This is a genomic window from Staphylococcus sp. GDB9P120P (assembly GCF_017893435.1).
In the GTDB taxonomy this organism is placed as follows: Bacteria; Bacillota; Bacilli; order Staphylococcales; family Staphylococcaceae; genus Staphylococcus; species Staphylococcus cohnii.
Window position 1 is genome coordinate 146,903 of the sequence record NZ_JAESNB010000008.1, and the last position, 12,902, is coordinate 159,804.

At 32.9% G+C, this 12,902-nt stretch carries 9 protein-coding genes; 8 read left to right on the forward strand and 1 reads right to left on the reverse strand.

Going from position 1 to position 12,902, the window contains the following annotated elements; all coding sequences use genetic code 11:
* The first annotated feature begins 69 nt into the window (after positions 1-69).
* The 4 genes from accD to pyk all read left to right on the forward strand — a co-directional run bounded on the left by accD (position 70) and on the right by pyk (position 5,016).
* A complete protein-coding gene (accD, locus tag KA856_RS05935) occupies positions 70-936 on the forward strand; it encodes an acetyl-CoA carboxylase, carboxyltransferase subunit beta (protein WP_107383779.1) in 867 nt (288 codons plus the stop codon).
* Positions 929-1,873: an acetyl-CoA carboxylase carboxyltransferase subunit alpha gene (locus KA856_RS05940; protein WP_119535442.1), complete on the forward strand. Its 945-nt coding sequence runs from the start codon at positions 929-931 to the stop codon at positions 1,871-1,873. The genes accD and KA856_RS05940 overlap by 8 nt, the downstream gene beginning before the upstream one ends.
* Positions 1,874-2,266: 393 nt before the next feature.
* Positions 2,267-3,235, forward strand: coding sequence for a 6-phosphofructokinase (pfkA, locus tag KA856_RS05945; protein WP_019468622.1), 969 nt, complete (start codon positions 2,267-2,269; stop codon positions 3,233-3,235).
* A gap of 20 nt (positions 3,236-3,255) precedes the next feature.
* Positions 3,256-5,016 carry a pyruvate kinase gene (pyk, locus tag KA856_RS05950; RefSeq protein WP_107383776.1) on the forward strand — a complete coding sequence of 587 codons (1,761 nt, stop codon included), beginning with the start codon at positions 3,256-3,258 and terminating at the stop codon, positions 5,014-5,016.
* Positions 5,017-5,896: 880 nt separating this feature from the next.
* Here pyk and KA856_RS05955 read toward each other — a convergent pair.
* Positions 5,897-7,261, reverse strand: coding sequence for an amino acid permease (locus tag KA856_RS05955; RefSeq protein WP_107383775.1), 1,365 nt, complete (start codon positions 7,259-7,261; stop codon positions 5,897-5,899).
* Between the two features lie 352 nt (positions 7,262-7,613).
* Between KA856_RS05955 and KA856_RS05960 the strand changes: the two genes are divergently transcribed.
* The 4 genes from KA856_RS05960 to pnpS all read left to right on the forward strand — a co-directional run bounded on the left by KA856_RS05960 (position 7,614) and on the right by pnpS (position 12,870).
* Entirely contained in the window at positions 7,614-8,732 is a 1,119-nt protein-coding gene (locus tag KA856_RS05960) for a citrate synthase (protein ID WP_019468626.1), read from the forward strand.
* A gap of 50 nt (positions 8,733-8,782) precedes the next feature.
* Positions 8,783-10,051 carry an NADP-dependent isocitrate dehydrogenase gene (gene icd / locus KA856_RS05965; protein ID WP_107383774.1) on the forward strand — a complete coding sequence of 423 codons (1,269 nt, stop codon included), beginning with the start codon at positions 8,783-8,785 and terminating at the stop codon, positions 10,049-10,051.
* A 420-nt stretch (positions 10,052-10,471) separates the two neighbouring features.
* On the forward strand, positions 10,472-11,182 hold the full coding sequence (locus tag KA856_RS05970; protein ID WP_019468628.1) for a response regulator transcription factor: 711 nt from the start codon (positions 10,472-10,474) through the stop codon (positions 11,180-11,182).
* Positions 11,182-12,870: a two-component system histidine kinase PnpS gene (gene pnpS / locus KA856_RS05975; RefSeq protein WP_210138553.1), complete on the forward strand. Its 1,689-nt coding sequence runs from the start codon at positions 11,182-11,184 to the stop codon at positions 12,868-12,870. The genes KA856_RS05970 and pnpS overlap by 1 nt, the downstream gene beginning before the upstream one ends.
* Positions 12,871-12,902 lie beyond the last annotated feature (32 nt).

Sequence of the window (12,902 nt, forward strand, 5' to 3'; positions counted from 1 at the left end):
TGAATACTGATCTCAAAATATTGAGTTTATAATATTGGAAAGACAGTAATGGTTAAGTGGAGGTTTAAAATGTTTAAAGATTTTTTCAATAGAAGTAGTAAAAAGAAAAAGTATGTGACTGTTTCCGATTCAAAACAAAGTGATGTTCCAGCGGGAATTATGACGAAATGCCCGAAATGTAAAAAGATTATGTATACCAAAGAATTAGCTGAAAATTTAAACGTATGTTTCAATTGTGATCATCACATCGCTTTAACAGCGTATAAAAGAATTGAAGCCATTTCTGATGAAGGTACATTCACAGAATTTGACAAAGGAATGACCTCTGCGAATCCATTGGATTTTCCAAGTTATGAAGAAAAAATTCAAAAAGACCAACAAAAAACAGAGTTAAATGAAGCTGTTGTTACTGGTACAGCGTATTTAGACGGCATTGAATTTGGTGTAGCTGTGATGGATGCTCGATTTAGAATGGGGAGCATGGGATCAGTTGTTGGTGAAAAGATTTGCAGAATTATAGAACACTGCACTGAGCACCGTTTACCATTCATCCTATTTTCTGCTAGTGGTGGTGCTAGAATGCAAGAAGGTATCATATCATTAATGCAGATGGGTAAAACAAGTGTTACATTAAAAAGACATATGGATCATGGATTGCTATATATTTCATATATTACAAACCCAACAACAGGTGGCGTATCGGCAAGTTTTGCTTCAGTTGGTGATATTAATTTAAGTGAACCCAAAGCACTCATTGGTTTTGCTGGCAGACGTGTAATCGAACAAACGATTAATGAAAAGTTACCTGACGACTTCCAAACTGCTGAATTTTTATTAGAACATGGACAACTAGATAAGGTTGTACATAGAAAAGAAATGAAAGTAACACTTTCTAATATTCTAAAAATGCACCAAGAGGTGAAAACGAATGCTTGACTTTGAAAAGCCACTTTTTGAAATAAAAAATAAAATTGAATCGTTGAAAGAATCACAAGAAAAAAATGATGTGGACTTACAGGAAGAAATTGATATGCTTGAGGCGTCTTTAGAACGTGAAACAAAAAAAGTATATACTCATTTAAAGCCTTGGGATCGTGTACAATTAGCGCGCTTACAAGAAAGACCTACATCATTAGATTATATACCACATATTTTTGACTCCTTTATTGAGTTACACGGTGATCGTAATTTTCGAGATGATCCAGCTATGATTGGTGGTATTGGATATTTAAATGGCCAAGCAGTAACAGTAGTTGGCCAACAGCGGGGAAAAGATACCAAAGATAATATTTATCGTAACTTTGGTATGGCACACCCTGAGGGGTATAGAAAAGCATTACGTTTAATGAAACAAGCTGAAAAATTCAACCGACCTATTTTCACTTTTATTGATACAAAAGGTGCTTACCCAGGAAAAGCAGCAGAAGAACGTGGTCAAAGTGAGTCTATAGCTAAAAATCTCATTGAAATGGCAGCACTTAAAGTGCCAGTCATTGCAATTGTAATAGGTGAAGGCGGAAGCGGTGGGGCTTTAGGTCTCGGTATTTCAAATCGTTTATTAATGCTTGAAAATAGTACTTATTCTGTTATTTCACCAGAAGGTGCATCTGCATTACTATGGAAAGATAGTAATTTAGCACAAATAGCTGCCGAAACAATGAAGATTACGGCAGAAGATTTATATGAGTTGAAAATTGCCGATGAGGTTTTAAAAGAACCACTTGGTGGTGCTCATCATGATATTGAAACGCAAGCACAAAGTATTAAAAAAGCATTTTTAAATCATTTGAGTGAATTAAATGCATTTAATGAACAGCAAATCATAGATGATCGTTATGATAAATTTAGAAATATTGGATCTTTTAATGAATAACTAAAAAGCACTTAATGTTTACATCAACAAAACATTTTTTAGTACACATAGTAGCTATGAAGCATTAATAGTCTAAGGTTTTCAAAGAGCATGAAATTGGAGTCAGGTTTTCAATACTTGATTTCATATTAGTGCTCTTATTTTTATTGAATAAAGCAATGTAAAATGGAAAATTGAGATGTCTGTTTAATAAAGTGAAGTTAAAGGTATGATAAAGTATAGTTGTTTTGACAATATGAGATAAAGTAAAAGGAAACGCTTTCGTATTGTAAAATGTTTTTTTACAATAATTAAAAACGTTTACATGAGTTACTAAGCCTTATTTTAATGGCACCTTCTATGATTTTATGGTATTTTTAGAATAAGAAATACATGTTAGAAAGGTATGTCGTCATGAAAAAAATTGCAGTGTTGACTAGCGGTGGAGATTCACCAGGCATGAACGCGGCTATTAGAGCTGTTGTTAGAAAAGCGATTTATAATAATATTGAAGTTTATGGTGTTTACCAAGGCTATCAAGGATTATTAAACGATGATATCGAGAAGTTAGAGCTCGGTTCTGTTGGTGATACAATCCAACGTGGCGGAACTTTTCTGTATTCAGCGAGATGTCCTGAATTTAAAGAAGCAGAAGTTCGGAAAAAAGCTATAGATAACTTACGTAAAAGAGGAATTGAAGGACTAGTAGTTATCGGCGGAGACGGTAGCTATAGAGGTGCTCAACGTATAAGTGAAGAATGTAAAGAAATTCAAACGATAGGAGTACCAGGTACAATTGATAATGATATCAATGGTTCAGATTTTACAATAGGATTTGATACTGCTTTAAATACCATTATAGATTGTGTTGATAAAATTCGTGATACGGCCTCAAGTCACGCAAGAACATTTATCATTGAAGTTATGGGTCGTGATTGTGGAGACTTAGCTCTATGGGCTGGACTTTCAGTTGGGGCAGAAACAATTATTGTCCCAGAAGTAGAAACGGATATTAAAGATGTAGCAGAGAAAATTGATAATGGGATAAGACGTGGAAAAAAACATTCCATTGTTATGGTTGCAGAAGGTTGTATGTCTGGAGAAGATTGCGCAAAAGAATTGACAAAGTACATTAATGTTGATGCGCGTGTATCTGTACTTGGCCATATCCAACGTGGTGGCAGTCCAAGTGGCGCAGATAGAGTACTTGCTTCACGATTAGGTGGACATGCTGTAGACTTATTGCTAGAAGGAAAAACAGCAATTGGTGTTGGTATCCGCAACAATGAATTAACAGACACATCATTTGAAGAAATATTCAGATCAAATGAACACAAATTTGATTTTGAAACTTTTGCTTTAGCAAATGAATTATCGATATAAAATACTGGGAGGCATTAATAATGAGAAAAACTAAAATTGTTTGTACAATAGGACCTGCATCAGAGTCTGAAGAAATGCTAGAGAAATTAATTAAGGCTGGAATGAATGTTGCGAGATTGAATTTCTCACATGGTGATCATGCAGAACATAAAGCTAGAATTGATAGAATTCGTGAAGTATCTCATAGATTGGGCAAAACAGTCGCTATATTATTAGATACTAAAGGTCCTGAAATCCGTACTCACAACATGAAAGATGGTGCTATTGAACTTGAAAAAGGTACGGAAGTCATCGTAAGTATGACTGAAGTTGAAGGTACACCAGAAAAATTCTCAGTAACTTACGATAATCTAATAAATGATGTTCAAGAAGGTTCATATATTTTATTAGATGATGGTCTTATTGAATTACAAGTAAAACAAATAGACAAAGCTAACGGTGAAGTTGTTTGTGATGTTTTAAATACTGGAGAGTTAAAAAATAAAAAAGGTGTAAACTTACCGGGTGTTAAAGTAAGTTTACCTGGCATTACAGATAAAGATGCTGAAGATATTAAATTCGGTATAAGTGAAAATATTGACTTTATCGCTGCAAGTTTTGTTCGTCGCCCAAGTGATGTATTAGATATTCGTAGATTACTTGAAGATGGTAAAAATACAAACATTAACATTATTCCTAAAATTGAAAATCAAGAAGGTATAGATAACATTAAAGAGATACTTGAAGTTTCAGACGGTTTAATGGTTGCACGTGGTGATATGGGTGTTGAAATACCACCTGAATCAGTACCAATGGTGCAAAAAGATTTAATCAGACAATGTAATAAATTAGGTAAACCAGTTATCACAGCGACGCAAATGTTAGATTCAATGCAACGTAACCCTCGTGCGACACGTGCTGAAGCAAGTGACGTTGCGAATGCCATCTATGACGGTACAGACGCAGTTATGCTTTCAGGCGAAACTGCTGCTGGATTATATCCAGAAGAAGCAGTTAAAACAATGCGTAATATTGCAATTTCAGCTGAAGCTGCACAAGATTATAAACGATTATTATCAGATCGTACTAAATTAGTGCAAACTTCATTAGTTAATGCAATTGGTGTTTCAGTAGCGCATACTGCTTTAAATTTAAATGTAAAAGCGATAGTCGCAGCAACTGAGAGTGGGTCAACTGCTAGAACAATTTCTAAATATCGTCCTAAATCAGATATTATTGCAGTTACACCTCATGCTGAAACTGCGCGTCAATGTGCATTAGTTTGGGGTATACATCCTGTTGTTAAAGAAGGACGTAAAACAACAGATGCTATGCTGAACACAGCAGTTGCTACAGCGGTTGAAACTGAAAAAGTTCAAAATGGTGATTTAATCATTATTACAGCAGGCGTACCTACTGGTGAAAAAGGAACTACGAATATGATGAAATTACATTTAGTAGGTGATGAGTTAGCTAAAGGTCAAGGTATCGGTAGAAACTCAGTAGTTGGAAATACTTTAGTAGTTAATGATGCGAGTGAACTTGAAGGCAAAGATTTAAGTGAAACGGTCATTGTAACAACTTCTGTGGATGAAACACTCGTCCCTTATATTGAAAAAGCAAGTGGCTTAATTGCTGAAGAAAGTGGTATTACGTCACCAAGTGCAATTATAGGCCTAGAAAAAGGTATTCCAACAATTGTAGGTGTTGAAAATGCGACTAAAGAGATACAAAATGACATCTTGATTACTGTAGATGCAAATCAAGGTAAAGTATTCGAAGGATATGCGAACGTTCTTTAATCATATTGGCGTTTCCATTAGTCTTTATCCATGCATTAAGCAGCATAAATGACGATATAAATAAAATGAGAGGTTAGGACATAAATCCTCATTCTCAAAATAAGAGGACCAATCCATACTAAGGATTGGTCCTCTTTATATTTAAAAGCTTACGATTTTGATCGTGCATGCTTGCCTGGGGATATGGCTCGAGCCTGTAGTCTCTCATTCATATCATTCCCTGGGCGTCCACACGATGCAAAATTTCTATAAGTGATGTGTTTTAATACAATAGAAAAAAGCTTCGTATTATTTAACTAATACAACTAATAGAAAGTCATATTTTTAATTAACCAAAAGATATAACTTAATATGAATACATATGATTCTTATATTTAAAATATTACGCTTTTGATTGTGTATGCTTGTCTGGGGATGTGCCTCGAGCCTGTAGTCTCTCGCTCATATTATTTCTCCAGGCGTCAGCACATTACAAAATCGGTACAATTTATATTTTGTTATTCAAAAAAATAAGGCCTTTCGTATAATTTAATAAATCCCACTAAATTAAATTAACGAAGTGCCTTATGTATAAAAATTATTACATGACTCAACATACACTACCAATGGAAACTTCCGTTCTTTCTTACATAAAAAGATTGCGCTTATGGAGAGAGTATAAAACGTATAAATAACTCGAAATTGAATGTACATTTTAACAATCTTGTTATGATATATACAACGAAAATTAAAATACACAAACATTATAGTTCTAGACAAAACATATTGATTGTCTTTCATTCACTTTGTATAAAGCAAAGCCCAAGACTATTTTTATGTCTTGGGCGTTTGTATCAACTAGTTGAAATAGTAAAGTCGTTATGCAAGATTAATGATGCAGTTATTTTACTTCTGAACTTGCGATTTTTTTGTATCTTAGATACATAAGACTCAAGATGATAAACCAAATAGGTGTTAAATAGACTGCTCTTCTTGTTTCTACATTTACAAAAAGTAAGCAAAACACTAAAAAGAAGAAAGCCAAAATGATATATCCTATATATTTACCACCAAATAATTTATATGTAGCATTTTTGTGCATTTCTGGATTTTGGCGATGATAATTAATATAAGCAACTATGATTAGAGCCCAAACGACTAAAAACAACACTGTAGAAACGGTTGTAATATACGTGAATACTAAAGTTGCATTTGGAATAATGTAATTTAATAATGCTGAAATTAATAATAATGCACATGATACTAAGATAGCTATATGAGGTACTCCATTTTTGTTTGTTTTTTCAAAAATAGGCGGTGCTTGCTTTTGATTTGAAAGTCCAAATAACATACGACTGTTTGAAAATATACCGCTATTACAAGAAGAAGCAGCAGCTGTTAATACTACAAAGTTAATGATTCCTGCTGCAAATGGAATACCGATTAAAGCAAATAATCTGACAAAGGGACTTTCTTCAGGATTAATATTGTTCCAAGGGATGATGGACATAATTACAGTCAATGCACCGACATAAAAGATTAAGATTCTAATCGGAACACTATTGATTGCTTTTGGAATGGTTTTAGTTGGATCTTTTGTTTCACCAGCCGTTACTCCGATTAATTCAATTCCTACAAAAGAAAAGAGTGCCATTTGGAATGACATTAAAAATCCATTAATTCCTTTAGGAAAAATACCATGTTGATATAAATTGGTTAATGAAGTATGTCCAAATTGTGTGTCGTATGCCATGATAATCATTACCACACCAACGACGATAAGTGCCAAGATTGTAACTACTTTAATGATTGAGAACCAGAACTCTAGTTCACCGAAAAGTTTAGCACTCAGTAAATTTAATGACATTAAAATTAATACACAAAATAGAGCACTTATCCAATTAGGTATATGTGGAAACCAGAAACTAACATATTTTGCAACTGCTGTTACCTCGGCCATACCTGTGATAATCCAGCACAACCAATACGTCCATCCGGTAACAAACCCAGCAAATGAACCTATATATTGATTTGTCACATCAGCAAAGGATTTAAAATCTGTATTTGTTACAAGAATTTCTCCTAAGCCACGCATAAACATAAACAACATAAATCCTATAATGATATATGTAAGTAAAATAGAAGGACCTGTTAATGCTATGGTTTGACCGGCACCTAAGAAAAGTCCTGTACCGATTGCGCCTCCAATTGCAATTAACTGTATATGTCTATTGCTGAGTTCTCTTTGTAGCTGTTGTTTTGCCATAAGTTTTAACTCCTTTATTAAGTTATTTATTATTATGATACGCAATCTAAAATAAAACAATACTTTTTTATAGTTGTATCTCAAAAAAGTCAGTGTAATATTATATTAATAATTTGTTATTAATCATGATAACCAATTAAAAACTTTGATAAATTGAAGAAAGGGTAATTACATATTAGAATGATGATATAACAACGTTCATTAATTATGACGTGTTTATGGGCATATAAACAAATTATCGTTTCTTAATGATTAATCAGGACTTTAAACGGAAATATTCACAAAAACGTAAATATTGGCTATAATAGTTTATGAAAGCCGTTTCATTATGAAATAGAAAAGGGGAATATATATGGCAGAGTTACAAAAAGGTTTAGAAGGGGTAATTGCAGCAGAAACAAAAGTGAGCTCAATCATTGATAGTCAACTTACATATGCTGGCTATGAAATTGATGATTTAGCCGAAAATGCTGAATTTGAAGAAGTTGTCTTTTTATTATGGCATTACAGATTACCTAATAAAGAAGAACTACAAACATTTAAAGAAAAACTCTTTAAGTATATGACATTAAATCCTAGAGTGTATAATCATTTTAAAGAATATGCTACTAGTAATGTACATCCAATGACAGCGCTAAGAACATCAGTGTCTTACGTTGCACACTTTGATGAACATGCTGAGGATGAAAGTGAAGATCAAACAATGGAACGTGCAGTGCGTATCCAAGCTAAAATCGCCTCACTTGTTACAGCGTATGCTAGAGTTAGAGAAGGTAAAGAACCTGTCAAACCTAATAGTGATTTAAATTATGCCGGGAACTTCTTATATATGTTACGTGGTGAATTGCCAACAGATATAGAAGTTGAAGCATTTAATAAAGCATTGGTACTACATGCAGATCACGAGTTGAATGCGTCTACCTTTACTGCTAGATGTGCAGTGTCCTCATTATCAGATATGTATTCAGGTATTGTAGCAGCTGTCGGATCTTTAAAAGGTCCATTACACGGTGGGGCAAATGAACGTGTGATGAGCATGCTATCAGAAGTTAAATCTATTGATGATGTAGACGAATACATCGATAATAAAATTAAAAATAAAGAAAAAATAATGGGATTCGGTCACCGTGTATATAAAAATGGTGATCCAAGAGCGAAATTCCTGAAAGAGATGAGTAGAAAAATCACATCAGAAACAGGTCAAAGTCAGTTATTTGATATATCTGTAAAAATAGCTGATAAAATGAAAGAAGAAAAAGGCCTTATCGCCAATGTGGACTTCTATAGTGCAACTGTATATCACAGTATGAATATTGAACATGATTTATTCACACCTATTTTTGCAGTTAGCAGAACTTCAGGTTGGATTGCACATATTCTTGAACAATACAGAGACAATAGAATTATGCGTCCAAGAGCACAATATATTGGTGAAACTAATAGAACATATGAACCAATTGAAGAAAGATAATTACGAATTAGCATTTTGAAAAATATTACAAATGACGGAGGTATTTTTACATGGCAGGAGAAAAAGTAGTAAAATCAGCAGAAGGGTTAACTGTACCAAATAACCCTATCATTCCTTATATTATTGGTGACGGTATCGGTCCAGATATTTGGTCAGCTGCTAGCAGAGTCATCGACGCAGCTGTAGAACAAGCTTATAATGGTGAAAAGAAAATTGAATGGAAAGAAGTACTTGCTGGTCAAAAAGCTTATGATGAAACAGGCGAATGGTTACCGCAAGAAACTTTAGATACAATTAATGAATATTTAATCGCAATTAAAGGACCACTAACTACACCAATCGGTGGGGGTATTCGTTCATTAAACGTTGCACTACGTCAAGAACTTGATTTGTTTACTTGTTTAAGACCAGTTCGTTGGTTCCAAGGCGTTCCATCACCAGTTAAACGTCCGGAAGATACTGATATGGTTATTTTCCGTGAAAACACAGAAGATATCTATGCTGGTATTGAGTTTAAAGAAGGTACTCCAGAAGTTAAAAAATTAATTGAATTCTTACAAGATGAAATGGGCGCTAAAAATATCAGATTCCCTGAAACATCAGGAATTGGTGTAAAACCAGTATCTAAAGAAGGCACAGAGCGTTTAGTACGCGCAGCAATTCAATATGCTCTAGATAATAATCGTAAATCTGTAACTTTAGTTCATAAAGGTAATATCATGAAATTTACAGAGGGTGCTTTCAAACAATGGGGTTATGATTTAGCACATAATGAATTTGGTGATAAAGTATTTACTTGGCAACAATATGACGAAATTGTTGAAAAAGACGGTAAAGAAAAAGCAAATGAAATTCAAGAACAAGCTGAAAAAGACGGTAAAATTATTATTAAAGATTCTATTGCAGACATTTTCTTACAACAAATATTGACACGCCCTGCAGATCACGATGTTGTTGCTACGATGAATCTTAATGGTGACTATGTGTCAGACGCCTTAGCAGCACAAGTTGGCGGCATTGGAATTGCACCAGGAGCAAATATTAACTATGAAACAGGCCATGCGATATTTGAAGCAACGCACGGTACTGCTCCAAAATATGCTGGTTTAAATAAAGTTAACCCATCTTCTGAAATTTTAAGTGCTTCATTAATGCTTGAACACTTAGGTTGGCAAGAAGCTGCTGATAAGATTACTGAGTCTATTGAAAAAACAATTGCTTCAAAAGTTGTTACTTATGACTTTGCACGTTTAATGGACGGTGCAAAAGAAGTATCTACTTCTGAATTCGCTGATGAATTAATCAAAAATATTAAATAAATTAACAACAAATAGTATAACGAAGCATTTTTCAAATGAAGATGCATCATTTTACTTAAGAGCGAGAATAAGAAATCACTTTTATAATGATTTCTATCTCGCTCTTTTTTATTTTGCTTGAATTCACGTTACTAACTAGCAACGCTTGGCCTTAATATGGTTAAATTGAAACAATTATTAGTTTTAATATAAAGTTAATGTTAAGTTAGTATTAACATAAACAATATTATTTATTTGAAATGCTGGAGATAGATTCATTGAAGAATTGTTTAAGAAGACGATACAAATTCTTTGTTCATTCTTTACAAATAACTAATTATTTTCTATTTATTAAGTTTATGTAAAAAAACTTTTAAGTATGTTATTTTTATTAAAATTTACGTTATAATTAATTTGTAATCATAAAATTGGAGGTATACTATGTCACAAAAAGTACTTGTAGTAGATGATGAGCAATCAATTGTAACCTTGTTAAAATATAATTTAGAGCAAGCTGGATACATAGTGGATGTTGCCTATGATGGTGAAGAAGCATTAGAAAAAGTGAATACTGTAAATCCGGAATTGGTTGTATTAGATGTTATGCTTCCTAAAAAAGATGGTATCGAAGTTTGTAAAACAATTCGATCTGATAAAAATTTAGTACCAATTTTGATGTTAACTGCTAAAGATGATGAATTTGATCGTGTGTTAGGTTTAGAGCTTGGTGCAGACGATTATATGACTAAACCGTTTTCACCGAGAGAGGTTGTTGCAAGAGTTAAAGCTATTTTAAGACGCTCTGCAATGATCAATGAAGCAGTACCAGTTGAAAATGATGAGGATGATATTTTAATTGGTTCTATAAGAATTAGACCAGAATATTTTGAAGTTTATCGCGAAGATGAATTATTAGAACTCACACCTAAAGAGTTTGAACTGTTACTTTACCTTATTGAAAGACAAGGCAGAGTAATCACGCGAGAACATATGTTAAATTCTGTTTGGAATTATGAATTTGCAGGTGATTCAAGAATTGTGGATGTACATATAAGTCATTTAAGAGATAAATTAGAAGAGAATCCAAAACAACCTAAATTGATAAAAACAGTTAGAGGTTTAGGTTATAAATTGGAAAGACCTAAAGTCTAATGCTAAAGTTTCATCAAAGACTCTTATTTTTATTATGTACCATCGTTATCATCAGTTTTGTTGCATTAGGTGCAATAATTACACATGTCATTTATAATACTGTCATTTCAAGCCAACAAGGTGATTTAGAGCATCAAGCACAACATTTAGTCAGTTTATATAATCATGATAAAACAGATGAAATCAAAGATATTGTAAAAAACGAAAATTTTACATTTATACTCACGAAAGATAACGATGAAGTGTTTTCCACAAAAGAAAGAACCCAATTTAACGACGACATTAATAATGAAGCGAATCCTTCTAAAATAATTTACGATAAATTTGGGGATGATCGGAGATACACTTTTAAAACATCGATAAGAGATAAAGATGTGATTATCAGTGGTATTAATAATCAAATCCTCGAATTACAAATAGGTATATGGAAATATGTTGGCTTAATTGGATTATTTGTTTTGGTTATTATTTTCTTTGTCGTCAGAAGCATTAATAGAACATACATTAGACCCATTAATGAAGTGACATATGCTACCAATCTTTTAGCTGAAGGTTATTATCATGTAAGAGTTCCAGAAAGTAATGTAAAAGAAACAAGGGAACTATTCGTCACTACTAATGAGCTAGCCAGAAGATTACAACGCTTAAATCATAAGCAAAAGTTGCAATCTAATCGCTTGAAAACAACGATAGAAAATATACCTAGTTCAATTTTAATGATTGATAAATATGGAGAAATTGTAATTGCAAATAAATCATATTACGATGTGTTTAGTCCAGACAATGTTGTAGAACATAAAAGTTATATTGATTTTATAGATCCAGAGATACAAAAGTTAATCGCTGCAGCATTTAAAGTTGAAAAACCAACATATGATCAAATCGAGTTGACGATTGACCAAGTCCATCAAAAATATTTTGACACAGCATGTATTCCAATTTTATCTAAAAATAAAAAGAATCTTTACGGTATGGTTGTTGTACTACATGATATTACGAATTTGAAAAAGTTGGAAAATTTAAGACGTGAATTTGTGGCTAATGTGTCTCATGAATTGAAAACACCAATCACATCTATAAAAGGTTTTGCTGAAACACTGTTAGATGGTGCAAAAGATGATGAGCAAACATTAAATGACTTTTTAAAAATTATTTCTAAAGAATCAAATCGTATTGAAACATTAGTATATGACTTGTTAGATTTATCTCATGTTGAACAACAAACGCAATTGGAAACAGAGCCAACAAGTTTGTCTGAAATTGCTGAATCAACAATGAGGCATATGCAAAATATCGCAGAAAGTAAAAATATAACAATCGTTAATGAAATTGAACCAGATATTATTATTGAAGCGAATAAAGATAAAGTTTCGCAAGTTGCACTTAATTTACTTTCGAACGCGATAAGTTATTCTAAAGTATCTGGAGAAGTCATCGTGCGCGTTTTCAAAGAAGGTAATAAGCGCATGCTTGAAGTTCAAGATTTTGGTATTGGCATTAGCCAGCAAGATCAAAAACATATATTTGAACGCTTTTATCGTGTAGATAAAGCACGTAGTAGAGATTCTGGAGGTACTGGTTTAGGTTTATCTATTACGAAACATATTATGGAAGCGCATCAAGGTAGAATTAATGTGTTTAGTGAGCCGGAAAAAGGATCTACCTTTAGAGTCACATTTTTTGAATAAAATAATAACTACAATCGATTTAACCATAAATG